General features: G+C 59.1%; 22 protein-coding genes and 3 pseudogenes. 15 read left to right on the top strand and 10 right to left on the bottom strand.

What is annotated here, in order from left to right; genetic code table 11:
* Positions 1 to 106 precede the first annotated feature (106 nt).
* From PVA48_RS08570 to queG, 5 genes and pseudogenes are all read right to left on the bottom strand, one after another.
* A complete protein-coding gene (locus PVA48_RS08570; RefSeq protein ID WP_102728715.1) occupies positions 107 to 874 on the bottom strand; it encodes an HAD family hydrolase in 768 nt (255 codons plus the stop codon).
* A gap of 156 nt (positions 875 to 1,030) precedes the next feature.
* Positions 1,031 to 1,641 (bottom strand): annotated as a pseudogene (gene rpsD, locus PVA48_RS08565) (30S ribosomal protein S4).
* Between the two features lie 32 nt (positions 1,642 to 1,673).
* Positions 1,674 to 2,225, bottom strand: a complete 552-nt coding sequence (gene rpsK / locus PVA48_RS08560) for a 30S ribosomal protein S11 (protein WP_102728716.1) — start codon at positions 2,223 to 2,225, stop codon at positions 1,674 to 1,676.
* A 34-nt stretch (positions 2,226 to 2,259) separates the two neighbouring features.
* Positions 2,260 to 2,637, bottom strand: coding sequence for a 30S ribosomal protein S13 (gene rpsM, locus PVA48_RS08555; protein WP_022396508.1), 378 nt, complete (start codon positions 2,635 to 2,637; stop codon positions 2,260 to 2,262).
* A gap of 311 nt (positions 2,638 to 2,948) precedes the next feature.
* Complete coding sequence (gene queG, locus PVA48_RS08550; protein WP_423231596.1) at positions 2,949 to 3,815, bottom strand: tRNA epoxyqueuosine(34) reductase QueG; 867 nt, start codon at positions 3,813 to 3,815, stop codon at positions 2,949 to 2,951.
* Between the two features lie 100 nt (positions 3,816 to 3,915).
* Between queG and PVA48_RS08545 the strand changes: the two genes are divergently transcribed.
* From PVA48_RS08545 to dprA, 4 genes and pseudogenes are all read left to right on the top strand, one after another.
* Positions 3,916 to 4,839, top strand: a complete 924-nt coding sequence (locus PVA48_RS08545) for a mitochondrial fission ELM1 family protein (RefSeq protein ID WP_022396506.1) — start codon at positions 3,916 to 3,918, stop codon at positions 4,837 to 4,839.
* Positions 4,836 to 5,234, top strand: coding sequence for a glycosyltransferase (locus PVA48_RS08540; protein WP_423231595.1), 399 nt, complete (start codon positions 4,836 to 4,838; stop codon positions 5,232 to 5,234). The genes PVA48_RS08545 and PVA48_RS08540 overlap by 4 nt, the downstream gene beginning before the upstream one ends.
* Positions 5,231 to 5,947, top strand: coding sequence for a glycosyltransferase (locus PVA48_RS08535; protein WP_423231594.1), 717 nt, complete (start codon positions 5,231 to 5,233; stop codon positions 5,945 to 5,947). The genes PVA48_RS08540 and PVA48_RS08535 overlap by 4 nt, the downstream gene beginning before the upstream one ends.
* A pseudogene (gene dprA / locus PVA48_RS08530) lies at positions 5,944 to 7,151 on the top strand (DNA-processing protein DprA). Before PVA48_RS08535 ends, dprA begins: the two are co-directional and overlap by 4 nt.
* Positions 7,152 to 7,168: 17 nt before the next feature.
* On the opposite strand, the gene PVA48_RS08525 reads toward dprA, so the two are convergent.
* A complete protein-coding gene (locus PVA48_RS08525) occupies positions 7,169 to 7,783 on the bottom strand; it encodes a hypothetical protein (RefSeq protein WP_022396502.1) in 615 nt (204 codons plus the stop codon).
* A gap of 568 nt (positions 7,784 to 8,351) precedes the next feature.
* On the opposite strand from PVA48_RS08525, the gene PVA48_RS08520 reads away from it, so the two are divergent.
* The 5 genes and pseudogenes from PVA48_RS08520 to gcvP all read left to right on the top strand — a co-directional run bounded on the left by PVA48_RS08520 (position 8,352) and on the right by gcvP (position 15,009).
* Complete coding sequence (locus tag PVA48_RS08520; RefSeq protein WP_022396501.1) at positions 8,352 to 9,275, top strand: D-alanyl-D-alanine carboxypeptidase family protein; 924 nt, start codon at positions 8,352 to 8,354, stop codon at positions 9,273 to 9,275.
* A 58-nt stretch (positions 9,276 to 9,333) separates the two neighbouring features.
* Positions 9,334 to 10,455, top strand: a complete 1,122-nt coding sequence (ychF, locus tag PVA48_RS08515) for a redox-regulated ATPase YchF (RefSeq protein ID WP_022396500.1) — start codon at positions 9,334 to 9,336, stop codon at positions 10,453 to 10,455.
* A 75-nt stretch (positions 10,456 to 10,530) separates the two neighbouring features.
* Positions 10,531 to 11,613, top strand: a complete 1,083-nt coding sequence (gene gcvT / locus PVA48_RS08510; RefSeq protein ID WP_423231593.1) for a glycine cleavage system aminomethyltransferase GcvT — start codon at positions 10,531 to 10,533, stop codon at positions 11,611 to 11,613.
* 70 nt (positions 11,614 to 11,683) lie between these two features.
* Entirely contained in the window at positions 11,684 to 12,064 is a 381-nt protein-coding gene (gene gcvH / locus PVA48_RS08505; RefSeq protein WP_012419500.1) for a glycine cleavage system protein GcvH, read from the top strand.
* A 97-nt stretch (positions 12,065 to 12,161) separates the two neighbouring features.
* A pseudogene (gene gcvP / locus PVA48_RS08500) lies at positions 12,162 to 15,009 on the top strand (aminomethyl-transferring glycine dehydrogenase).
* Positions 15,010 to 15,146: 137 nt separating this feature from the next.
* Here gcvP and PVA48_RS08495 read toward each other — a convergent pair.
* Both PVA48_RS08495 and PVA48_RS08490 read right to left on the bottom strand, forming a co-directional pair.
* On the bottom strand, positions 15,147 to 15,878 hold the full coding sequence (locus tag PVA48_RS08495; protein ID WP_102728720.1) for an alpha/beta hydrolase: 732 nt from the start codon (positions 15,876 to 15,878) through the stop codon (positions 15,147 to 15,149).
* Positions 15,879 to 15,970: 92 nt separating this feature from the next.
* On the bottom strand, positions 15,971 to 16,327 hold the full coding sequence (locus tag PVA48_RS08490; RefSeq protein ID WP_423232509.1) for a DUF805 domain-containing protein: 357 nt from the start codon (positions 16,325 to 16,327) through the stop codon (positions 15,971 to 15,973).
* A 69-nt stretch (positions 16,328 to 16,396) separates the two neighbouring features.
* Between PVA48_RS08490 and PVA48_RS08485 the strand changes: the two genes are divergently transcribed.
* Entirely contained in the window at positions 16,397 to 16,528 is a 132-nt protein-coding gene (locus PVA48_RS08485; RefSeq protein WP_423231592.1) for a hypothetical protein, read from the top strand.
* Between the two features lie 80 nt (positions 16,529 to 16,608).
* Here the strand turns inward: PVA48_RS08485 and PVA48_RS08480 are convergent, their stop codons facing one another.
* Positions 16,609 to 18,768 carry a sulfatase-like hydrolase/transferase gene (locus tag PVA48_RS08480; RefSeq protein ID WP_423231591.1) on the bottom strand — a complete coding sequence of 720 codons (2,160 nt, stop codon included), beginning with the start codon at positions 18,766 to 18,768 and terminating at the stop codon, positions 16,609 to 16,611.
* A gap of 385 nt (positions 18,769 to 19,153) precedes the next feature.
* Here PVA48_RS08480 and PVA48_RS08475 point away from each other — a divergent pair, with 385 nt between their 5' ends.
* Positions 19,154 to 19,360, top strand: coding sequence for a hypothetical protein (locus PVA48_RS08475; protein WP_102722657.1), 207 nt, complete (start codon positions 19,154 to 19,156; stop codon positions 19,358 to 19,360).
* 69 nt (positions 19,361 to 19,429) lie between these two features.
* Here the strand turns inward: PVA48_RS08475 and PVA48_RS08470 are convergent, their stop codons facing one another.
* The gene (locus PVA48_RS08470; RefSeq protein WP_102722656.1) at positions 19,430 to 21,244 is read right to left on the bottom strand and encodes a DEAD/DEAH box helicase; all 1,815 of its coding nucleotides are present in this window, start codon (positions 21,242 to 21,244) and stop codon (positions 19,430 to 19,432) included.
* A gap of 221 nt (positions 21,245 to 21,465) precedes the next feature.
* Between PVA48_RS08470 and PVA48_RS08465 the strand changes: the two genes are divergently transcribed.
* Genes PVA48_RS08465 through PVA48_RS08450 form a run of 4 tightly spaced genes read left to right on the top strand, consistent with a single transcriptional unit; the run spans position 21,466 to position 23,790 of the window.
* Positions 21,466 to 21,696 (top strand): hypothetical protein, encoded by a 231-nt coding sequence (locus PVA48_RS08465; protein WP_423231590.1) that lies wholly within the window; start codon positions 21,466 to 21,468, stop codon positions 21,694 to 21,696.
* On the top strand, positions 21,696 to 21,920 hold the full coding sequence (locus tag PVA48_RS08460; protein ID WP_423231589.1) for a hypothetical protein: 225 nt from the start codon (positions 21,696 to 21,698) through the stop codon (positions 21,918 to 21,920). The genes PVA48_RS08465 and PVA48_RS08460 overlap by 1 nt, the downstream gene beginning before the upstream one ends.
* Positions 21,878 to 22,240 carry a hypothetical protein gene (locus PVA48_RS08455; protein WP_423231588.1) on the top strand — a complete coding sequence of 121 codons (363 nt, stop codon included), beginning with the start codon at positions 21,878 to 21,880 and terminating at the stop codon, positions 22,238 to 22,240. Before PVA48_RS08460 ends, PVA48_RS08455 begins: the two co-directional genes overlap by 43 nt.
* A gap of 11 nt (positions 22,241 to 22,251) precedes the next feature.
* Positions 22,252 to 23,790: a sialate O-acetylesterase gene (locus tag PVA48_RS08450; RefSeq protein ID WP_022396491.1), complete on the top strand. Its 1,539-nt coding sequence runs from the start codon at positions 22,252 to 22,254 to the stop codon at positions 23,788 to 23,790.
* The last annotated feature ends 11 nt before the right edge of the window (positions 23,791 to 23,801 follow it).

Raw genomic sequence — 23,801 nt, 5'->3', positions numbered from 1 at the left:
GTATTAATTGTTGATTTGCTAACAAGGAAAGAAAAGTATCTTTTCCCCCTTGTTAAGGAAAGTGAAACATTTCCGTCACAAATGTAAAGCCTTTTCTCCCCCACAGTTAGCTAATCATTGATTTTCTAACATTTATATTTACCATCCCCATGACAAAAAGAGCAATCTTCCAGATCTTGCCAAGCTTTCCTCTCCATGGCCGGGCAGGATACAGGCATTCCGCCCCGGCCAGGCGTTCGTCTTCCTTCAGGGAAGGAGAAGGATTCACCAGGACCCTTTGTCCGCAGGAAAGCAGCATGGGCATATCCGCGCCACTGTCGCTGTAGGCGGCGGCGTTATCCAGAACGCCGTGCTCCGGCAGCACCTTCCGCTCGCGCAGGCGCTCCACCTTTATCTGTCCCTTGTTGTTGCCGTTCGGCAATTCCGGCATCGCCGGCATGCGGCCGTCCAGAAGCACGTCCGTTCCCAGAACGCCGTCAAATCCCAGCAGCTCACCCAGAGGTTCCGCGTAAAAGGTTGGGGAGGCGGAAACCATGAGGCACAGATCCCCCTTCTTCCGGTGTTCCTCCAGCCGTTCCTTCAGTTCCGGATAAATCCATTCCTGTGCCAGAGAGCCGAATTTCCTTCCATACTCCCGCACCGTTTCTGCGGGGAGTCCCCACAAATAAATGAGATAGGCCCTCTTCATCCGGTTTTCATCCCATATCCTCAGAACATAAAGAGGAATGCAGGCCAGGAAAAGAAGCACCAGCAGGCGCCGCCATGGATGGAGCCTCAGCACGAAACAGGAAAAAACGTATTGCGTATCCCAGGGCAGCAATGTTCCGTCCATATCAAAAAGGGCCACTCCCCTTTCGCTCAAATCATCCGTCATACCCCCATCCTATACTCTCAACCCTCAACTCTCAACCCTCAACTCTCAACCCTCAACTCTCAACCCTCAACTCTCCATCCTCTTCCCTTAAACGCCCAAAACCCCGGCCGCCAAAAGGCAACCGGGGTTTTGAAGCAAATCCAGAAGGAAATAAGATTAACGGGAGTAGAATTCCACGATGAGCTGCTCATTGACGATGGGAGCAATCTCTTCCTTGGAAGGTACGCGAGCAATCTTGCCCGTGAGCTTGTCACGGTCGCATTCCAGCCAATCCGGAACCACAGTGGCCTGGGTCAGGTCAAGGAAACGGGTAGCCAGCTGCTGGGAGGAGGCCTTTCCACCGACGGCGATCACATCGCCAGGGCGGCAGGAGTAGGACGCAACGTTCGTCTTTTTGCCGTTCACGGTGATATGGCCGTGGGAAACGAGCTGACGGGCGCCGGCGCGGGTGTTGCTGAAACCGAGACGGTACACAACATTGTCCAGACGGAGTTCAAGGAGCTGAAGCAGGATGTCGCCGGTAATGCCGCGGCGGCGGGCGGCTTCTGCATAATACTTGCGGAACTGGCCTTCAAGCACACCGTATTGGAAACGCAGCTTCTGCTTTTCAGCAAGCATCACGCCGTAGTCGGACTTCTTCTTGCGGCCGGCGCGCATGCCATGCTGGCCGGGGGGAAGGGGCGCTTTTCAAGAGCCTTGGTGGAACCGAAAAGAGCAACGCCAAAACGGCGGGACACTTTATCGCGGGGACCGGTATAACGAGCCATGATATATTTGATCTATAGGTAAAAGGATTCAATTAGACGCGGCGGGCCTTCGGGGGACGGCAGCCGTTGTGGGGAATGGGGGTCACGTCCTTGATGGAGGTGATTTCAATACCGATCGTCTGCACGGCACGCACGGCGGATTCACGACCGGAACCCGGTCCCTTCACACGCACTTCCACTTCACGCAGACCGTGGCCCATGGCCTGGCGGCAGGCGTCCTGGCAAACCACCTGGCCGGCGTAAGCCGTGCTCTTGCGGGAGCCCTTGAAGCCCATCTTGCCGGCGGAGGACCAGCCGATCACGTTGCCGCGCTGGTCGGTGACGGTCACGACGGTGTTGTTGAACGTGGAGGAAACATGAACCACGCCGGAGGAAACGTTCTTGCTGCCCTTGGCCTTCAGGATTTTGGGCTTGTCATCATCGCCGCCCAGACCGAGTTCCGCAAAAATGTCCTTGCGGGGTTCGGGCTTCTTGACTTCTTCAGGAGCGGAAACAGCGGCGGCCGGAGTTTCAGCAGCGGGAGCGGGAGCTGCCGCTTCCACGGGCTTTTTGGCGGTTTCGTTGGTGATTTCTTCGCTAGCCATAGTAAAGCTATATAGTAAAATTCAGGTTGCCGGATTACTTCTTCTTGGCCTGCGCGCCAACGGTCTTCTTCTTGCCTTTACGGGTGCGGGCATTCGTGCGGGTACGCTGGCCACGGACCGGAAGGCCGCGGCGGTGGCGCTGACCGCGATAGCAGTTGATGGAGGTCAGACGCTTGAGAATGGATTGCTTTTCACGACGAAGGTCACCTTCAATCAGGATTCCGTCAGTGGTGATCACTTGAACAATCTTCGTGAGTTGTTCGTCGGTAAGCTGTCCCGTACGGATGTCGGGATTGATGCCTGCTTGTTCCAGGATTCTCTTAGAAGTCGAGTGCCCGATTCCGTAAATATACGGAAGGGAAGCCTCGATGCGCTTCTCGTTGGGTATTTCTGTACCGAAAAGGCGTGCCATAATGGATTGGATTTGCTAGCTGTTATTTTTCTCTGCCTCGCGCAGAGCTATTGCTTGGGGCAAGATGGATACCATAAATTGAGGTTTTGACAAGAGCAAAACGTCATTTTTTCTATTTTTAATCTCTTGCGCCGCTTGAACATGCATGCCGCCCGTGGCGGCGCAGGATGCGTTCCACCGCCCAGGAAGCATGCTCCGCCACGAGGGGGACTCCCCGGAAAGCGCCTTCAGAAAATCAATGTCATCCGGAGTTCCCGCATTCCCCAGCACAATGCAGCCGTTGCGCAGCAGCCCCTCCCTCTTGATTCTTTTCAGGGGGAATTCCGGAACAGGTCCGCAAAGCCGCCGGCATCCAGGGCAAGCAGATCGCGCAGCGGAATGGAGGCCAGCAGGCGGGACATGCGGAACCGCTCATCCGCCTCCGGCAGGGGCTTCCCGTTCCAGGGGCAGACCGTCACGCAGGTGTCGCACCCGTACAGCCGTGTCCCTACCAGGGGGCGTATTTCCTCCGGAATGGATCCCCGGTGTTCAATCGTCCAGTAGGAAAGGCAGCGTCCGGCATCCACCTGGCCGTTTTCCATGATTGCGCCCGTCGGGCACAGGTCCGCACAGCGCCGGCAGCTTCCGCACCCGTGGGAGACCGGAGTGTCCGGCTCCAGCTCCAGCGTGGTCAGCAGGGTGGCGATGAAAAAGCGCGAGCCTCCCTTCCTGCGAACAATCAGGCCGCTTCTTCCGCGCCATCCCAGGCCGCACGCTTCCGCGTGGTCCCGTTCCATGACGGGTCCGGCGTCCACATATCCCTTTTGCTCGCCACCGTAAATGGAAAGCAGTTCCTGCAAATCCGCCAGCTTCTCTTCCAGAATTCCGTGGTAGTCCCTTCCGTGGGCGTAAAGGCAGATGCTTCCCTCCCCCTCCGGACGCATGGCGGGGCTGTCATAGTCATAGGACAGGCAGATGACGGAACGGCAGCCGGAAAGCACCTCCGCAGGGTCCGCCCTCCGCTCCGGAGAACGCGCCATCCATTCCATCCCGGCGTGCCAGCCCCGTTCCAGCCATTGGAACAATTTTTCCGCATGCGGGCTCCTTCCCGCACGGGCCACCCGGCAGCCGGAAAACCCAAGCTGCCGGGACACGGCGCACAGGGAATCTTTAATAACAGCGGGATCCGGCGTCAGCACGCCCGCATCATGGACAAGAGCGCCCCTTCCACCAAGAATTTCTTCAATCCGGTGGAAATTGGATTGCCTGCACCCTGCCGCCGCTTCATAATAGACCTATATGAACATCCGGATTCTGAGCGATGGGAAACAGGGCCATCTCAACCAGTCCCTGGGACTGGCGCAGGCTCTGATTGCCAAAGCAGGGGGGGCCGTGGAAACGGTGGACCTGCAGGGACTTTCCCTTCTGGGGAAAATCCGGAAGGTCGTCTCCGGCAGCGACACGCCGCAGCCGGACCTGTTCATCTCCGCCGGACACGCCACGCACATCCCGCTCATCTGCGCCCGCCATCATTTCAAGACCCGGGCTGTCCTCTGCATGAAGCCCACGCTTCCCTGCACCTTTTTTGACCTCTGCCTCATTCCCCGCCATGACTTGCGCCCCGGGCGCGACTATACGGATACGGGCATCTTTCCCACCCATGGAGCGCTTCACCCCATGAGGCCTGATCCCTCCATCCCGAAGGACATCACCCTGATCCTCATCGGAGGTCCCAGCAAGGATTTTGACTGGGATGACGAAGCCATGCTCAACCAGCTCTCGGACATCAGCATCAACACCCCCGGCAACATCGTGCTGACCACCTCGCGCCGGACGCCGACGGGCTTTGCAGAGAAAATCCAGACGGCCGTTCCGGAGATCACCGTCGTTCCAGTGGAGGAAACGCAGCCGGGGTGGGTAGCGCGGCATCTGGCGCACGCCTCCGCCACCTGGGTCAGCCAGGACAGCGTCTCCATGGTATATGAAGCGCTGGGCGCGGGCGCGCCCGTAGGCGTCCTGGCTGTCCCCCGCCGCCACGGCAACCGTAAATCCCGCATCCTGTCCGGCCTGGAAATGCTGGAAAAGGAAGGCTTGGTCACCGGATACCGGGACTGGAAAAAGCAGGGCTTCCGCCTGGCAGCGCCCGGAGCCCCCCTTCTGGAGGCGGACCGCGCCGCAGACTACATCCTCACCAGATTCTTTCCCCAACTCCACGCCTTATGAAAATAGTACATCTCGTCCCCTCCATGGAATCCGGAGGCGTGGAACAAGTCGTCATGGAACTGGGCAGCGGCCTTTCCGCCCGGGGCGTGGAAAACATCGTCGTCTCCGGCGGCGGACGCCTGGTTCCCCGGCTGGAAAAGGAAGGCTCCCGCCACATCCTGATGCCGATCGGCAAAAAAAGCCTCGCCACCTTCTTCCGCATCGGCGCCCTCCGCGCCTTGCTCCAGGCCGTCAGGCCGGACATCCTGCATCTTCATTCCCGCGTTCCCGCCTGGGTAGGCTACCTGGCATGGAAAAAACTGCCGCCGGAAGACAGACCCGGCCTCGTCACCAGCGTGCACGGCTTCTACTCCGTCAACCGGTACTCCGCCATCATGAGCCGGGGGAAGGGGTGATTGCCGTTTCCAACTGCATCCGGGACTACATCCTCACCCATTATCCGTCCACTCCCGAGGACCATATCAGAATCATTCCCAATGCCATTTCCCCAGACCAGCACCACCCGGACTACTCCCCTTCCCGGGAATGGCTCACGGGCTGGCATATGTCCTATCCCGAGCTCAAGGGAAAATTCACCCTGTGCCTGCCAGGCCGCATCACGCGCCTGAAAGGGCAGCTGGACCTGATTCCCATTGTAAGACAGCTTCTGGAACGGGGAATTCCGGCCCACGCCGTCATCGTGGGAGAGACCAAAAAGGGAAAGGAAGAATATAAAAACGAAGTCCTCCGGGAAATTGAGCGGGCCGGCGTCTCCCACGCCTTCACCTGGACCGGCCACCGCCAGGACCTGCGGGACATCATTTCCACTTGTTCCGTCACTCTTTCCCTGACCAAAAGCCCGGAGGCCTTCGGCAAATCAACCCTTGAGGCGCTCGCCCTGGGCAGACCCGTTGCCGGGTACGCCCACGGCGGAGTCAAGGAACAACTGGACGCCTTCCTGCCGGAAGGAAACATCGCCGTGGGGGACGCTTCCTCCATGGCTGCCCTGCTTTCCCGCTGGTACGCCCAGCCCCCTCCCCTGCCCCGTCACATACCCTCCCCTTACAAGATGGAGGATATGATTCAGGCCCATCTGGACGTTTACCAGGAACTGACCCCTTATTCATGACGCCCCGGGAAGCCGCCATAACCCTGAACCTGATACCGGGGCTGGGCCCTGTCAGGGTCATGCGCCTCATGCAGGTATTCGCCTCTCCGGAACTGGTTCTGGAAGCTCCGGCCTCCATGCTGATGGATATTCCCGGCATCGGGGCACAGCTGGCTCGCCACATCTCATCCTGGCGGAGCATCGTCAATCCGTACCGGGAGCTGGAACTGGCGGATAAGGCGGGGGCCACGGTCACCACGGTCTTTGACGCCTCCTATCCCGCCGCCCTGCGCGAGCTGACGGACGCGCCCATCGTCCTTTATTCCTGGGGATCCTGGACCGCGGGGGATTCCGAACGCTCCATCGCCGTCGTCGGTTCACGCATGGCCACCCACTACGGCAGGCTATGCGCCAGAACCGTCTCTCATGACCTGGCGGAGGCCGGGGTAACCGTCATTTCCGGACTGGCGCGCGGCGTGGATACGGAGGCCCATACGGGAGCCCTGGATGCGGGGGACGCACCGTCGCCGTCATCGGAGCGGGCCTCAGCAAGCTGTATCCATGGGAAAACAGAAACCTGGCGCAGCGCATTGCGGACGGCCATGGAGCGGTAGTCTCCGAATTCCCGATGGAGCTGCCCCCCTCCCGCACCACCTTTCCCATGCGCAACCGCATCGTGAGCGGCTGGAGCCGCGCGACGCTGGTGGTGGAAGCCTCCGGACGCAGCGGAGCCCTGATCACGGCGCGGACGGCAGGGGAACAGGGACGGGAGGTCTTCTGCATTCCCGGCCCGGTTGACCGGCATTCCTCCGACGGCTGCCACGCCCTCATCCGGGACGGAGCCACGCTGGCCGCCGGAGCCTCCGACATCCTGCATGACATGAAATGGACCGCCCCGGAACAGGGTCTGCCCCTTTTTCCCCATCCTCCCTTTCCGCCGCTGCACCTCCGCTGCCTCCCACTGCGGAGGAAAAGGAAATCCTCCATGCCGTCAGGATGGGCTTCAATACCATTGACACCCTCTGCGCCTCACTGGGGAAACCGGCATGCGCCATTACGCCGCTTCTGTCCAGAATGCAAATTGCAGGGCAAATCACGCCGGATGCAGGCGGATACTTTTCCATCAACCACAAGGGACACTAAACAGTTCTCCTCCCTTTCCGGAAATGTCTCAACAGCAGGCAGGGCGCCCCCGGACGGCGGCAGCCCGCGTCAGCCCGGTTAAAGGAACAGAAAAAGCTCCTACTGCTTAACCTCCTTGCGCACGGCATCAATCCAGGCGGAAATCGTCTCCGCCTGCTCCCACTTGACTGGGGCGGCCAGCTTCTTCTTGGACACGGGATCGGAAACTTCAAAAATCACTCCATATACAAACTTGATGTCGTCCGGGTTTCTTTTCTTCTGAAAGCGGCCTTCCTGCTGGGCCTTGAAATCTATCTTTTCATAGGACGCCAGGAAAAGCGCCAGCATCAAGCCGTCCTCTCCCTTGATCGGAGAAACGAGCGGCACCACCGGGCATTTCACCTCCTTGCCCCGGATAATGGTCTTGACCAGCCTCGGTTCCACCTTCTTCAAAATATCAAGCTTCTTTGAAATATTCTCCTTGGCAAATGCCTTTTCAAAAACGGCCAGGTTACTGTAATCGTTCTTGTCCCGGAAGGGAATCATTGCCTCCATGCTGTTCTCCCCGTCCAGCAGCTTCACTTCAACGCACGTTTCCTTCTGCTCCATGGACACGGAGGACTTGGCGCTGTCAGCGCATCTCTTGGTATCAAAAGAGGGCGTCTTGAACGGAAGAACTTCGGCGCAGGCCATGCAGGAGGCTACCAGTGACAAAAACAGGACGGAAACTTTCATGATGATTCAAATTTATGGTAAGGAACCATAATCGTCTATGCTCCGCAATGACTTTTTTCTTTGCTTCCGGGCTGCTTCCGGCAAAAAAAACTTTCTTCTCATGATGCAAAACAAATACCCTCAAACATCTAAAACAGCCGTCAAGCTACCTCCTAACAGTTATTATTCCAGAAATTAAATATGTCAACAAGGGAAGATCCCTCGCGCTTCAAGGCCTGCGGAAGAACTCTCATGCCTGCAACAGACAGTACATGCAGGGCCAAAACCCCATAACGTGTTTATATTAATGCAAACATAAAAACATGCAGAAATATTTCTTAAAAAAATAACCGTTTACGGACATATTTTGAACATCTTTTTGCGGGATAAAGTCTCACCCTTCACAAGATCTATCCGACGGGTGGGAAAAGTAACTCAAAATCCGTCCAGGGTGGTTTTTGGTTCCATAGGTAGTTAATAGAGAGAAAAGGCCGCGGATCAAACAACCCGCGGCCTTTTTTTGTCCAACTCCCTTTCAAATGCGGAGTTTGGGCTTGATGAATGAAACTTCTTACTGTAGCAACAAGACATGCGTTTGTTCGCCCTTCTCGCAGGATTCACCCTTTGCCTGAGCTCCACGAGCTGCCAATCGTATGGGGATTCAAGTGATTACATCCCCCTGGCAACGCCCGTTCCCCCGCAGCTTTCCCAGCCGGTAGCCAACGCCCTTCCCCGCCCCGCCAACTTTCCCACGCGTCCGGTAGCCATTCCGCCGAGCGCCCCCCGCACGCCCCGCTGTGCCAGCGCCTGCGTCATGGACGCCCTCACCGGAAAAGTGCTTTTCTCCCACAACGGACTCCAGCACCGCCAAGTAGCCAGCACGCAGAAACTCGTGACGGCCATGGTCGTCCTTGAACACGGCAGCCTGGACAGGAAGGTGGTTATCCAGCCTTCCGACACCAAGGCGGATCCCACCAAGCTGGGCTTCCGCGCCGGAGAAGTCTATTCCCGCCGGGAACTGCTCAATGCCCTGATGATCCGCAGCTTCAATGACGTAGCCGTGGCCCTGGCCCGCGACACGGCGGGGTCCGTTCCCCGTTTCGCCCAGTTGATGAACGCCAAGGCGCGCCAGATGGGCATGTACAACTCCCGCTTCGTCAACCCCAACGGTCTCCCCGCGGACCAGTACTCCACCGCTATTGACATGGCCCGCTGCGCCTATTACGTCTACCGCAATCCGGAACTGCGCAACATCATCTGCAAACGCCAGTACGCCTTCACCCGCGCCAACGGCAAGACGCTTCTGCTGAGAAACACCAACAAGCTGCTCACCCAGCACCCGTGGGTCACCGGCATGAAAACCGGCTACACGAACGCCGCCGGCCGCTGCCTGGTTTCCTCCGCCGGCTTCAACGGCCGCCATGTCATCGTCGTCGTTCTCGGCTGCCATCCGTCCCGCATCTGGGCGGAATCTGAAAACCTGCTCAAATGGGCCCTGGGTGACGCCGCATAAATGCACGGCGGCAATTGGTATTTGACTTTCACGGCGTGAGCCGCTATCAGTCCTGCCTATGTTACAGGCAGGTATTGTAGGTCTCCCCAACGTCGGCAAGTCCACCCTCTTCAACGCGGTCACCAGAACCCGCAAGGCCCAGGCGGCCAATTATCCCTTCTGCACCATTGATCCGAACGTGGGCATGGTCACGGTGCCGGACTCCCGCCTGCAAGTGCTTTCCGACATGTCCGGCTCTGAAAAAATCATCCCCACGCTCATTGAATTCGTGGACATTGCCGGCCTGGTCAAGGGCGCCTCGGAAGGAGCCGGACTGGGCAACCAGTTCCTGGCGAATATCCGTGAAGTGGACGCCATCGTGCAGGTGGTGCGCTGCTTTGACAATGACGACATCATCCACGAGCTTGGTTCCGTGGACCCCCTGCGCGACATTGAAATCATCAATTCGGAGCTCATTCTGGCGGACATCGCCACCATGGACAAAAGGCTTTCCTCCCGGGAGCGCAAGGCCCGCAGCGGAGACAAGGAAGCCAAGGCGGAGGTGGCCCTCATCACCAAGCTGCTGCCCCACCTGAATGAGGGCAATCCGGCCCTCACCTTTGAATCGCAACTGGATGACGACGAACGCAAGCTGCTCCATTCCTTCCAGCTCCTTTCGGACAAAAAAAGCATCTTTGCCTGCAACGTCAATGAAGACGAACTGGCGGACGCCATCAACAATCCGGACGCGCACCCCTACGTCTCCCAGGTGAAAAAATACGTGGCGGAACACCACAACGCGGAGGCCATTGTCATCTCCGCCCGGATTGAAGAAGAACTCATCGACGTTTCGGATGAAGAAGCCCGCGAATTCCTGGAATCCCTGGGCGTGCAGGATTCCGGCGTTTCCGACCTCATCCGCGCCGTGTACCACCTTCTGGGCCTGCGCACCTACCTCACCACAGGAGTCAAGGAAACGCGGGCCTGGACCATCCCGGCCGGGGCCAAGGCCCCCCAGGCGGCGGGCGTCATCCACACGGATTTTGAACGCGGCTTCATCGCTGCGGAAGTGGTGCATTACGACGACCTGGTATCCTGCGGCGGCAAGGCCGGAGCGCGGGAGCACGGCAAGCTGCGCATTGAAGGAAAGGAATATGTCGTCAAGGACGGAGACGTGGTCGAATTCCGCTTCAATGTTTAGCCCAAAGCTTTACCGGAATTCCATTGACTTTTCCTGATGCAGAGAGCAGATTGCTCATAACCTTCACATCGCCTCATGACTGATCCCGACGTCAAATCCACCCCTTTGGCAGCCAAGCACGTTGAACTGGGAGCCAGAATGGTTCCCTTCGCCGGCTGGAACATGCCGGTGCAGTACACCGGCATCCTGGACGAACACAAAGCCGTGCGCGAAGCCTGCGGCATCTTTGACATCTCCCACATGGGCCAGTTCACGGTGGCCGGCGCCGCAGCGGCTGCATGGCTGAACTCCATGCTGACCAATGACATCAATAAACTGGACATCGGCCAGGGGCAATACTCCATCATGCTCAATGACCGGGCCGGAGTCATTGATGACCTCATCCTGTACCGGATGGAGCCGGAAACCTTCTTCGTGGTGGTGAACGCCTCCAAGATTGACGAAGACTTCGCGTGGCTCTCCGCCCACAAGCCCGCGGACGTGGTCCTGGAAAACCATTCCGACGAATATGTGGGCCTGGCCGTCCAGGGCCCCAAATGCGGAGAAATCTTCGCCCGCGTCATTCCCGGCGTGGAGCTCCCCCGCAACGGCATCTCCCGCATCACGGTGGACGGAACGGACCTCCTCGTCTGCCGCACCGGCTATACCGGGGAAGACGGCTTTGAATTCTTCTGTCCGGCCCGGGAAGGCGTCAAATGGTTTGAAGCCTTCCTTGACGCAGGCGCCAAGCCCTGCGGCCTGGGCGCGCGCGACAGCCTGCGCCTGGAAATGTGCTATCCTCTGAACGGTTCCGACCTCGCTCCGGACAAAACGCCTCTGGAAGCCGGGCTCGGCTTCTTCTGCGCGCTGGATACGGACTTCACCGGCGCCGACATTCTTCGTGAACAGAAAGCCAACGGCCTCACCCAGCGCCTGGTGGCTATTGAATACACCGGCAAGGGAGCTCCTCCCCGCGCCCACTATGCCGTTCACGTTCCCGGAGGAGAAGCCATCGGAGAACTTACCAGCGGCGTGCTCTCTCCTTCACTGATGAAGGGCATTGCCCTGGCCTACCTGCCTGTCGCCCATGCCAAGGTCGGCACCGAGCTGGAAATTGACGTAAGGGGAAGGAAATTCCCTGCCGTGGTAGTTAAAAAACCCTTTTATAAGAAAGGTTGACACTACGGCGCAAAAATAAACTGACAAACACTGCATTTTACTACACTCTCACCTCAAACAATTACATCTTATGCACGACGTACCAGAAAATCTGCTGTATTCCAAGGATCACGAATGGATTGAAATTGACGGGGACATCGGCACCATCGGCATCTCAGACCATGCACAGGCCGAACTCTCCGATGTAGTCTTTGTAGACCTTCCCGAAGTAGGCGCCACCGTTGCCGCCGGCGACCCCGTCGCCGTCGTGGAATCCGTCAAGGCCGCCAGTGACGTGTACACCCCGGTTTCCGGTGAAATCCTGGAAGTGAATGAAGAACTTTCCAATGATCCCTCCCTCATCAACTCCGATCCCTACGGAGCAGGCTGGCTGTACAAAATCCGCCTGGACGTTCCCACGGAAACGGAAGACATGATGAACGCCACGGACTACGAGGAATACTGTTCCTGACCCGTTCCTCCCTCCCCCGCCCCGGTGATTCCATCCCGGGGCATTTTGAATTTAACCCGGCCCCCGCGGCCGGGCTCCATTACCTGCCAGATACCACATGAATACCCACTCAGACTTTGCCAGACGGCACATCGGCCCCCAGGGGGAAGAACGCCGGGAGATGCTTGACAGCCTCGGCTACCAAACTCTTGATGAACTCATTGCGGACATCGTTCCCGCAGACATCCGGATGCAGGATCCCCTGGACCTGCCCGCAGCCAAATCGGAAACGGAAGCCCTGGAGGAACTCCGTTCCATCCTCCGGAAAAACAAGCTTCTGAAAACCTTCATCGGCCAGGGCTACTACGGCACCATCACGCCCTCCGTCATCCTGCGCAACGTACTGGAAAATCCCGGCTGGTATACGGCCTACACGCCCTATCAGCCGGAAATCGCCCAGGGACGCCTGGAAATGCTCATGAACTTCCAGACCATGGTCTCCTCCCTGACGGGCCTGCCGGTGGCGAACGCCTCCCTGCTGGATGAAGGCACCGCCGCCGCGGAAGCCGTCACCATGTGCCGGAACGCGCGCCCCAAGGCAAACACCTTCTTTGTGGCGGACACCTGCCACCCCCAGACCATCAGCGTCATCCGCACCCGCGCCGCCTTCCAGGGCGTCAACATCCTGGTGGGGGACTGGACCTCCTTTGACCCCGCCTCCGTCGGCGCGGATCTCAGCCGGGGCGCTCGTCCAGTATCCGGACACGCTCGGCCGCATCTGCGACTACACGGACTTCTTCTCCCGCGTGCATGCCACGGGCGCGCTCTGCGTCGTGGCGGCGGACCTGATGGCCCTCACCGTCATCCGGGAACCCGGCGCCTTCGGGGCTGACATCTGCATTGGCAACACGCAGCGTTTCGGCGTTCCGATGGGCTTCGGCGGCCCCCACGCCGCCTACATGTCCTGCACGGACGCCCTGAAGCGCCGCATGCCCGGCCGCCTCATCGGCATGTCCATAGACACCCAGGGCCGCCCGGCCTACCGCCTGGCCCTGCAAACGCGGGAACAGCACATCCGCCGCGACAAGGCCACCTCCAACATCTGCACCGCCCAGGTGCTTCTGGCCGTGCTGGCCGCTTTCTACGCCGTATACCACGGGAAGGAAGGCCTCAAGCGCATCGGCACGGAAATCCACCGGAAAACCAAAAGCCTGTACAAGGCGCTCACGAACGCCGGCATCACCATTGAAAACAAGGACTTCTTTGATACCCTGCTGCTGACCGTCCCCGGCCAGGCGGACGCCATGGTCCGGAAAGCCCTGGAAGCGGGTTACAACATCCGCAAGGTGGATGCCGGCCACGTCACCATTTCCCTGGATGAAACCGCTACCTGCGCAGACGTAGCGGCGCTGGCCTCCGCCCTTGCGGGCGCGGAAACCTCCGCCCCCTGCTGCTGCGAGACTCCCGCCTGGGCCCCAGTCCATACGCGCCAGACGCCCTTCTGCACGGAAACGGCCTTCAACTCCTACCATTCCGAAACGGAAATGATGCGCTACATCCGCCGTCTGGAATCACGGGACCTGGCCCTGAACGAAGCCATGATCCCTCTGGGCTCCTGCACGATGAAGCTGAACGCCGCTTCCGAGATGATCCCCATCACGTGGCCGGAAACCAGCTCCCTGCATCCCTTTGTTCCGGCGGACCAGTCGGAAGGCATCCGGGAAATGCTCTCCGTCCTGTCCGACCGCCTGGCGAAAATCACGGGCTTTGCCGCCGTCTCCCTCCAACCCAACGCGGGCGCGGCGGGGGAATACGCCGGCCTGCTGGCCATCCGCCGCTACCAGAAGCACGCCGGGGAAGGCCACCGCGACGTCTGCCTCATCCCGACCTCCGCCCATGGAACGAACCCCGCTTCCTCCGCCATGGCGGGCCTCAAGGTGGTGCCCGTCAAATGTGACGAAGGCGGCAACATCGACATGGAGGACCTGAAAGCCCAGGCGGAAACCCACCGGGACAACCTCTCCTGCATCATGGTCACCTACCCCTCCACGCACGGGGTGTATGAACAGACCATCAGGGAACTCTGCGACATCGTCCACGCCAACGGCGGCCAGGTGTACATGGACGGCGCCAACATGAACGCCCAGGTGGGGCTGACCTGCCCCGGCTGCATCGGCGCGGACGTCTGCCACCTGAACCTGCATAAAACCTTCGCGATGCCGCACGGCGGCGGCGGTCCCGGCATCGGGCCCATCGGCGTGGCGGAACACCTCGTTCCCTTCCTGCCCGGCCACCTCACGCTGGGCCATGAGGAAGGAGCTGTGGCCTCCGCAGCATGGGGAAGCGCCTCCATTGCCGCCATCTGCTGGATGTACCTGTCCATGATGGGACCGGAAGGCCTCAAGGAAGTCACGGAAATGGCTATCCTGAACGCCAACTACATCGCTAAAAAACTCGGCCCCCTCTTCCCGGTCCTCTACTCCGGAAACAAGGGGCTGGTGGCCCATGAATGCATCCTGGATCCGCGCCAGCTCACCCATGACGCCGGCCTCACCGTGGATGACATCGCCAAGCGGCTCATGGACTACGGCTTCCACGGCCCCACCATGTCCTTCCCTGTTCCGGGAACCCTGATGGTGGAACCCACGGAATCGGAACCCAAGGAGGAACTGGACCGCTTCATCGAAGCCATGGAACACATTCATGCGGAGATCACGGCCGTCATCAACGGCACGGCGGACAAGGAAGACAACGTCCTGAAAAACTCCCCCCATACCGCGGAAATGGTCTCCGCCGACGAATGGCGGCACCCCTACTCCCGCAGTGAGGCGGCCTATCCGGTATCCGGCCTGCGCATCCATAAATTCTGGCCGTACGTGGGCCGGGTGGACAACGTCTACGGGGACCGGAACCTGGTCTGCACCTGTGACACGGTGGAGGAATTCTCCAAAGCCGTGGAAGCGTAACGCCAAATATAACTTTTAACCTAGAAGGGGCTGTTCCATTCATTGGGGACGGCCCTTTCTATTTCCACAGAACAAGACCGCTCCTTCGAGGAAAATCTCTTCCCTGGGCATCGCGCCACCAACGGGCAACCCGGACCTCACTTGATAAACTCAAGTACAAACCGATTGACCAGCTCGTGCTGTTTCTCCGTTCCGCCCCCTCCCATGCCGCTATGCGTAACTCCCTCCAGCTTCACCACCCTCATATGAAACTCCTCCTGCTCCTTTATACCGGGCAGCACTCCCTCGTCCGCCTCATAATCACATCCCCTCAAGGTATACAGCCGCGGTTTCCGGATTCTCGGCATCTTCATCCTGCGGTGATCCAGGGAAATGGCCTTATCGACCAAAAGGGGATGCCTGGCCGCAAAAAGCATGACCATGTCCCCTCCGTTTGAGTGCCCTATGAGAATAAGCTTTCCCCAATCCAATCCCGGTTTCAGCTTCCTGAACTCCTGAATGGCAAACAGGATATTTTCCACTCCCCTTTCCCAATTCGGCATGCGGGCCTCCATCAAATTCCCTTCCATTGCCAGAAGCGGATCCTGGGGCAATTCATGCTGTATGCTGATTACATAATACCCCTTTCCTGCAAGAAAACGGTTCAAATAGGAATATGCCTGGCTGGATTTGACGTTCCTGTTTCCGTCATAGCCATGATTGAAAATGATTACCTTTGTCTCGGAGCTTTCCTTCTCCGGCTGATAAACGGTTACCGGAACCACTCTGTTCCTGCCGCCATCAAAAAGGCCAATGGTGAATTCCATCTGGGAGAAGCCATGGGCAGCGCTTTGAACCAGCACAACCAGTATAACAAAAAAACTGTTCATTTTCAATGCTGCAATCATGCAGAAATTCCCTTAACCGGACGTTCCATCCCGGCCTGTTCTCCTTCAATGCGTCCAGCTTCCGGCTTCATTCTTCAACTCCAGGGCGGATCACCGTACTTGTTCTCTCCCGGCAGGCTCTCCCCATAACACAAATACATCAACAGCAGCCAGCCCACTACGGGCACGGCCAGCCATATCAGGAAAAGGCCGCTTTTCCCCACATCATGCAGGCGCCGCACCATCGTAGCCGCCAGGGGGAGAAACAACACGGGAAGCACCACGTAAGCCAGGGGAAAAAGCAGCTCCAACAGGGGGGACACGGAAAAAAAACCGCTTTTCATGATGGACGGAACCCCTGCCACGACCAGCCACGCGATGCCCATGGTGGAATAAACCTCGCGCATCTCCTGTTTTCCGGCGCGTCCTTCAAAACTGCACCATCCCTTAATGATGCGCGTCCAATACTTCTTCCGCGTCCAGGCGGGAATGGCGGGCTCTCCCCGGTTTCGAGCTCCGGCATGGCTGATTCCTCCATATCGGCATCCATGACGGTCATGGAGGGAATGAAGGAAGACAGCGGCTGCCAGCCCCCGTCGGGAAGCTTCCTCACCAGGGTACGGTTGGACAGCCGCCCATGGTTGCGAGCCTGAATCAGAAGCACCAGAGAGACGGGTCCCTTGGAGGAACCGTCAATCGCCTGGTACTCGTAAAGGTCGCTCATCGGAGGTTCTTATTCGGCCCCGCCGTCATGGCTGAACGCGGACGCGGGAATCTCCTGCTTGGACAAGCCGGGGCCTTGCCACTTCAAGACCAGCTTGGAGGCGGGACCGGCATTGCCCACATAGCCGATGCGGATGGGATGCAACCCGGCCTTTAAATAAACGGGATTCTTCCGGTCGCCCAAATCGGAGGAAACTTCGGAGCCCGGTTCGTAAGTCTTGTCCGCATCAATCAATTCCATGCCGTGCAGGCGGACAAAAGCCTTGCTTCCCTTATTCGCATCCGTGGACAGATAAAAAGTATACTCCCCGTCAGCGGGCACCTTCACGTACCCCGTCAATTCCACCCCGCGCTTCCGGGGCCCGTTCATCTTGACGGACGGAGACGGGGCCACGCCATGCGCGGCAGCCTGCTTCTTGAGCTGGCGGAAATCCGGAACCCAGGGGAACTCTCCTTCATAGAGGGACCACTTCAAGCCGGGGGAGGCAGCCCCTTTTGTCTCCACTGCCGGGACCAGCGCCGTATCAAACACCGTCTTGGAAGGAAGGGAGGCACGCCGATTGGACAGGGCAGCGGCCTTCATGCGGGCCTGAAGCTCCGGCTTGGAGGAAGCAAGGTCCTTGCTTTCCTGCGGATCATTCAGGGTATCGAAAATCATGAAATCCTTGTCCGCGTCCTTCACCCCCATGCGCAGGCCTTTCAGGCCGTCCACAAAGACGATCTGCTGCTGGCCCCGTTCCGCTCCCTTGTGTTCGCCCAGGAAATCCTTGTAGCCGGGCGTCTTGCCGCCGACGTTATATTCGGAATAAATAATGCCGGGCTTCTGCTGGTCCGCATGGCCTGTCAGCGTCGGCAGCAGGGAAACGCCGTCGCTGCGGGCGGGAACCGGCACTCCGGCGGCATCCGCCAGCGTAGCCAGCCAGTCATGGAACTGTCCGGGCTGGAGGCTGATCTGGCCCTTGGGAATGCGGGCGGGCCAGCGTACCAGCGTGGGAACGCGCATTCCGCCTTCCCAGCAGTCGCGCTTGATGCCGTCCATCATGCCGTAACTCTTGAAAAACTGCGGATTCTGCGCCCCATGCCTGTGCTTGGGGTCGGCGCCGCCTTCATTGTGGGGGCCATTGTCGGAGGTAAAGACAATCATCGTATCGTTGTCGATCTTCAAATCCTTCAGCAGATGAATCAAATCCGCCACGGCATCATCCACGCGGCGGATCATCGTGGAATGCCGTTTGGCCACCTCATTCGGGAAGCGGGCATTGTCCGGATAAATGTACGTGTCCTTGTCTTTTTCCGCCTTGGCGTCAAAAGCCGTATTTACGGATTCCGTGCCGTTCTTCTTCACCCACTGCAGGCCGCCTTTCAAACCGCCGCCGGAAGGATAGGGCGTTCCGGGAACCACCAGGTTGCCGTGAGGGGCCGGAAAAGCCAGGTACAGGAAAAACGGCTTGCCGGTCTTGCGGGCGGACTTGCGCTGGTCCACAATCCATTGCTTGGCGCGGGCGGCAAACAAATCCGTGGAATAGGCGGTCTGGGGAACCTTGTCCTTGATATTCTTCCATTCGGGATTGGAGGCGTAACCGTTGTACTCGAAAATGTCGCGGGACTCGGAAGGATAATGGAAATGCCCGGCCAGATGGTCCAGGATGCCGTAAAAATAATTGAAGCCGCGCTGGTGGGGACCGCCCGTCACCGGACCATGGCTTTCGCCGCCGCCGCCCACGCCCCACTTGCCGATGGCGGCGGTATCATAACCGGCGTCACGCATCACGGTGCCCAGCGTATGGGAATCTTCAATGGGATGGTCAAAGCGGTTGTTCCTCACCACGCGGGAATTCCCCTGGTGCACCCCCAGCAGCAGGGAGGCGCGCGCCGGAGCGCAGACCGGAGCGGCGGAATAATGCCGGCGCAGTTGAATTCCCTCCCGGGCCAGCGCGGACAAAGCCGGGGTCTTGAACTCGTTCTTCCTGTCCACCGTCCGCCCGTTCAGCTTCTGCTGGCTCCAGTTGGAATCCAGATTGCCCCAGCCCATATCGTCTACCAGAATAAAAATAACATTGGGTTTTGAATTCTTGACGGCCCGGGCGGCGGGCTTCGCAGCCTGCCCGGAAGCGCTCATGCACGGAACCAGGGCAGTCAGAAGAACGGATAGGAAAGATACCAGCTTCATGATTCAGATGAAAATAGACTCTAGGGGAAACGTTAAAACAGAGCGCAATCTTACATGAATTCTCCCATCTCTCAAGATAATTAAACGGAAAGGGAATTGATGATTGCTGTATCAGGCCTATAGTGAAAAAACTATGAAACTGCCCCATACTCTATTGATTGCATCCGCCCTTCTGCTTCCCTCCGGTACGCTCTGCGGGCTGGACGTGTGAATGGCTGACCTGGAAAAAGCCGCCGCACAAGCCGAAAAAGAGAATAAGGACCTGTTCATCGTTTACAGGGGGGCGCCTGGAATCCGGAGGCATACGGCGTGCCGGAACGGCAGATCTTCCAAATCTGCATGGCAGGGCGCCATTTAAAAAAAGGAACTGTCTGCCGGACTGGAAATGCTGAAATCCGCCAGGGGCATGGCTCCATGGAGCAAACACGCCAACAAGGCCCACACCGATTTCCTGCGCATCCCAGGCAACCGGGATACGCTGCATAGGCTGTGGAAGCAGTACAAAAACGGCGCCGAGGAGGCGGGGACCGCCTACCGGAAAGGCATCCTCCTGAATCCGGACCCCGTGCCCATGGAACTGAAACTCCAGTAAAGCAGCCGCTCCCGTGGAAAAAACCGTTTCCGGAAGGACGCAAGTAACGTGTCCGGAACCGCGGAAGCGTCAGAACCGCTTCTTCCTGTCGTCCCTGCGGGGGCGGTCGCCCCAGCGTTCACCACGGTCACTGCGGAAGCCTCCGCGGTTTCCCCTGAATCCGCCGCGGTCGCTCCGGTCCCGGTCTCCGCGGTAGCCGCCGCGGAAACCTCCGCTGCGGCGGGGTGGACGCGGCCCGTCGGAATATTCCGGCGTGCCCTTGTCCTCGCGGACGTTGACCTCATACCCGCAGACGGTGGCCGTAGCCAGGGCGTCCAGGAGCTGGGGAGCTACGGAAGCGTCCACCTCAATCAGGGAATGCTTGGGGAAAATCCGGATATCGCCCACGGCGCCCTTCTCCATTTCCACCGTATTGTAAAACAATCCGGCGATGTCCTTGGGCCGCAGGCCGATCATCTTGCCGCCGTTCATGAACAGCGTGACCGTATCCCCCTTGTGCTGCCAGGAATCTCCCTTTTGCGGGCTCTCCGCCTCTTCTCCGGGCTGGGATACATGGCGCGTCCTGCGGGCGGGCTTGTCCTCCGGAATGGGCTGTACTTCCCGGTGCGTGCGCTCCCGGAGCAAATCAAACAGGGCGGCGGCCATGGCTTCCGGAGCGGCTTCCACTTCCTTCAATTCCTCCGGCAGAACGGCATCCGGCTTGAGGCGTTCCAGAATATCATCCACCAGGGATTCCGTCCGGAGCTGGTCCACCTGAACGGCGGTCAGCACGGGTTCCGGAGTCAGCTTGACGCCGATGAAGCGTTCAATGCGGCTCATCAGGGAAAAATCACGGCGCCCCATAAAAGTGATGGCCTTCCCCTTGCGCCCGGCGCGCGCCGTGCGGCCGATGCGGTGCACGTAATCCTCCGGATCACGCGGCAGTTCAAAATTCACCACGGCATCCACATCGTCCACATCCAGGCCGCGGGCGGCAATATCCGTAGCCACCAGCAGACGCAGGCTCCCCTTGCGGAAGGAATCCATCACGCGCTCCCGCATGATCTGGGGCATGTCCCCGTGGAGACGGTCCACGGGATAACCCCGGGCCGTCAGGCCGTCCACGATGTCGTCCACCACTTTCTTGGTATTGGCAAAAACCAGGCCCATCTTGATCTTCCCCGTGTCCAGCAAGCGGCTGAGCACCTCAATCCGGGAAGAAAATACCACCTCATAATAAGACTGTTCAATGGTGGGCACCGTCAGCGTGGGCCGCTCAATGGTGATCTGGACGGGGTCCTTCATGAACCGGTTCACCAGCCGGTTGATTTCCGGAGACATGGTGGCGGAGAAAAACAGGGTCTGCTTCGTTTCCGGCATGAACTCCGCAATACGTTCAATATCTTCCAGAAAGCCCATGTCCAGCATCTCGTCCGCTTCATCCAGAATCAGCATGCGGAGATTGTCCAGCTTCAGCGCACCGGACTCCATCAGGTCCATGACGCGGCCGGGCGTTCCCACCACGAACTGGACCCCGCGCCGCAGGGCGTCCAATTGCGGGCGGAAGGAGGAACCGCCATAAATGGGAACGGCGGAAACGCCGTCCATGAACAGGGCCAGCTTGTCCACCTCCCGGCAAATCTGGACGGCCAGTTCCCGCGTGGGGCAAAGGGCCAGCACCTGGACATTCCGCTCCTCGGGATCAATGCACTCCAGGGCCGGAATGGCAAAGGCAAGCGTCTTTCCGGAACCCGTATGGGACAGCCCCACGATATCGGACCCTCCGATCGCAGCGGGAATCGCCTGCTCCTGAATGGCGGAAGGAGTATCGAAGCCGAGCACTTCAATGGCTTCCAGAATCTCCGGCGAAATGCCAAGCGTCGAAAAAGAAGATGTTTGAGTCATGGGGGAAAAATGATCTGTCAGAGTCACGGGAGAAGCTGAACATTATTCACACCTGTGTCCAGCCAAAAGAACGGAAGATGCCGTTAGATGCCACGATTTCCGCGGGGCCGCCTGCGGAGGAAAAAACCGCCTCCCCCCGCTTCTGGTCTTTACATTCACACACGGGGTTGCAACTTGCGGGGACGCATCTGCGTATGATACAAGTACCTGCCTCCGAATTCATGGATAAAACGCAAAACAACTCACGTTCCTCCCTGCTGGGAATTTTCATCAACATCCTGCTCCCGGTATTGATTCTGGACTACTGCAGCGCGGGCCCCGCCAATCCCCTGGAACGTCCGGCGGGGAAAGCTTCTGGCACATCGGCCCGGTATGGGCGCTCGTTTTCGCCCTTTCCCTTCCCCTGGTCTATGGAATCCGTTCCCTGGTCGTCACCAGGAAATTTGACCTGATGTCCGGCGTAGGCATGGCCGGCGTGCTGCTGACGGGCGTCATCAGCATCTTCGTCATCGGGCCGGAGGGGCGCATCCACAGCGCCACTCCCTGGCTGTTTGCCGGAAAGGAGGCCCTGATTCCCCTCATCCTGGCGGCGGCGGTCGTCGTCTCCCGCTCCACCGGCTCCCCCTTCTCAACATGTTCATTTACACGCCGAAGCTGTTTGACGTGCGCAGGATAGAACAGGCGGTGGCCGCCAACGGCGAGGAACAGACCTACCAGCGCCTGCTGGCAAACTCGTCCTGGATTCTGGCGGGCACGCTGGTTGCCTCCTCCATCGGCAACTTCTTCCTGAGCCTCTCCTTCATGTCCTCCGTCATGCGCCAGCCTGAGGCGGAACAGCAGGTGGCCTACAACGTGGCCATCGGCAGCATCACCTGGTGGGGCTTCCTGATCATCGGGGTGCCCATCCTGGTCGCCCTCGTCTTCATCATGACGCGCCTGATCAAACGGCTCGGACGGCTGACCGGCCTCACACGGGACGAACTCCTTCTCAAATAACCTGTTAAATCATGCATCTCCATACTCCATGCATCCTGGCTGCCGCCATCGCCCTGAATGCGGCTTGGGCGGCCGCTCCCCAATTCGACCGGGTATTCGGTTCCCACATGGTCCTTCCCCACGGGAAAAACGTGCCCGTCTCCGGCACGGCTGATCCCAACAAGGAAGTGACCGTCACCTTCGGAAGCTCCTCCCTGAAAACAAAGGCGGATTCCAAGGGAAAATGGAGCGTCACCCTGCCCCCCATGAAACCCAGCGCAGAGGGACAAACGCTGACGGCCACCCAGAACGGAGACTCTTCCAAGCTGGACGACGTGCTGGTGGGAGAAGTGTGGCTGGCCTCCGGGCAGTCCAACATGCTGTTCCGCCTGAACCAGACCTCCACGGCCAAGGAAGACATAGCCGCCTCCGCGGACGAGCAGCTCCGCTTGTTCAACAACGTCCCACAGGCCCACACGAACAACGCCCCCTATTCCGACAAGGATTTTGACGCCGTCACTACGGACAAATTCTATAAGGGGCAGTGGGCCGTCAGTTCCCCCGCCGCCTCGGGCCCGATGGCGGCCGTCGGCTACTACTTCGGCAAAAAACTCCGTGAAGGGCTCGGCATTCCGGTAGGCATCATCCATTCCTCCCTGGGCGGCTCGGAAATAGCGGCGTGGATTCCCCGGCAGGTCATCAATGCCAACAGCAGCTTCCGCACCCTGCGCGGCAACCACTGGCTGGACTCACCCCTCATCTCCGACTGGGTAAGGGGACGCGCCAGAAAAAACATCTCCCCGCGTCTGGACCAGGGGTCTCCGGACCATCCCTACAAACCGGCGTTCCTTTATGAATCCGGCATCGCGTGGATGACAGCCCTCCCCATCACGGGCGTCATCTGGTACCAGGGCGAATCCGACGCTGAAATCATTGACAACGAACAGAACGGCATGCTGCTGAAAACCATGATCTCCTCCTGGAGAAAAGCCTTCCGCAATCCGGAAATGCCCTTCGTCATGATTCAGCTCCCCCGCATCAACGATCCGTCAAAAATCCGTGCCGGCTGGCCGGAATTCCGGGAAATGCAGGACACGGTAGCCAAAACCGTCCCGCAGGTCTACAGCGTCAACACCATTGACCTGGGTTCCACCAACGCCGATGTCCACCCCCCCTTCAAGCGTCCCGTGGGAGAACGCGCGGGGAACACGGCACTCAACAAGGTTTACGGCAAAAAGGTTCCCTGTGAAGGCCCCTCCTTCAAAGCCTTCAAACCCTCCGGCAGCGCCCTTCTGATCCAACTGGAACACGCCAAAGACCTGACCACGACGGACGGCAAGGAACCGGCCCAGTTTGAAATTGCCGGGGCGGACGGCGCTTACCATCCCGCCACGGCGGAAATCACGAACAGGAAAGGCAGCACCGCTGTCATCCGCCTCACCTCCCCGGAGGTCAAATCCCCCAAACACGCACGGTACTGCTGGAACCGCTTCGTGACCCCCAACCTGGTCAACGGCGACCAGCTCCCCGCCCGCCCCTTCCGCACGGATGCGCCCACTCCTAAAAAATAACCCTTCTCACT

Source organism: Akkermansia sp. JRP_AM1, assembly GCF_049262625.1.
Lineage (GTDB): Bacteria > Verrucomicrobiota > Verrucomicrobiia > Verrucomicrobiales > Akkermansiaceae > Akkermansia > Akkermansia massiliensis.
This window is presented reverse-complemented; position numbering and strand designations above follow the sequence as displayed.

Excerpts from the sequence above, each read along its gene's own strand:
- PVA48_RS08570 (WP_102728715.1), bottom strand. The coding sequence starts at position 874 with ATGACGGATGATTTGAGCGAAAGGGGAGTGGCCCTTTTTGATATGGAC.
- rpsK (WP_102728716.1), bottom strand. The coding sequence starts at position 2,225 with ATGGCTAGCGAAGAAATCACCAACGAAACCGCCAAAAAGCCCGTGGAA.
- rpsM (WP_022396508.1), bottom strand. The coding sequence starts at position 2,637 with ATGGCACGCCTTTTCGGTACAGAAATACCCAACGAGAAGCGCATCGAG.
- PVA48_RS08545 (WP_022396506.1), top strand. The coding sequence starts at position 3,916 with ATGAACATCCGGATTCTGAGCGATGGGAAACAGGGCCATCTCAACCAG.
- PVA48_RS08540 (WP_423231595.1), top strand. The coding sequence starts at position 4,836 with ATGAAAATAGTACATCTCGTCCCCTCCATGGAATCCGGAGGCGTGGAA.
- PVA48_RS08525 (WP_022396502.1), bottom strand. The coding sequence starts at position 7,783 with ATGAAAGTTTCCGTCCTGTTTTTGTCACTGGTAGCCTCCTGCATGGCC.
- PVA48_RS08520 (WP_022396501.1), top strand. The coding sequence starts at position 8,352 with ATGCGTTTGTTCGCCCTTCTCGCAGGATTCACCCTTTGCCTGAGCTCC.
- ychF (WP_022396500.1), top strand. The coding sequence starts at position 9,334 with ATGTTACAGGCAGGTATTGTAGGTCTCCCCAACGTCGGCAAGTCCACC.
- gcvT (WP_423231593.1), top strand. The coding sequence starts at position 10,531 with ATGACTGATCCCGACGTCAAATCCACCCCTTTGGCAGCCAAGCACGTT.
- gcvH (WP_012419500.1), top strand. The coding sequence starts at position 11,684 with ATGCACGACGTACCAGAAAATCTGCTGTATTCCAAGGATCACGAATGG.
- PVA48_RS08495 (WP_102728720.1), bottom strand. The coding sequence starts at position 15,878 with ATGAACAGTTTTTTTGTTATACTGGTTGTGCTGGTTCAAAGCGCTGCC.
- PVA48_RS08485 (WP_423231592.1), top strand. The coding sequence starts at position 16,397 with ATGGCTGATTCCTCCATATCGGCATCCATGACGGTCATGGAGGGAATG.
- PVA48_RS08480 (WP_423231591.1), bottom strand. The coding sequence starts at position 18,768 with ATGAAGCTGGTATCTTTCCTATCCGTTCTTCTGACTGCCCTGGTTCCG.
- PVA48_RS08475 (WP_102722657.1), top strand. The coding sequence starts at position 19,154 with ATGCTGAAATCCGCCAGGGGCATGGCTCCATGGAGCAAACACGCCAAC.
- PVA48_RS08470 (WP_102722656.1), bottom strand. The coding sequence starts at position 21,244 with ATGACTCAAACATCTTCTTTTTCGACGCTTGGCATTTCGCCGGAGATT.
- PVA48_RS08465 (WP_423231590.1), top strand. The coding sequence starts at position 21,466 with ATGGATAAAACGCAAAACAACTCACGTTCCTCCCTGCTGGGAATTTTC.
- PVA48_RS08460 (WP_423231589.1), top strand. The coding sequence starts at position 21,696 with ATGTCCGGCGTAGGCATGGCCGGCGTGCTGCTGACGGGCGTCATCAGC.
- PVA48_RS08455 (WP_423231588.1), top strand. The coding sequence starts at position 21,878 with ATGTTCATTTACACGCCGAAGCTGTTTGACGTGCGCAGGATAGAACAG.
- PVA48_RS08450 (WP_022396491.1), top strand. The coding sequence starts at position 22,252 with ATGCATCTCCATACTCCATGCATCCTGGCTGCCGCCATCGCCCTGAAT.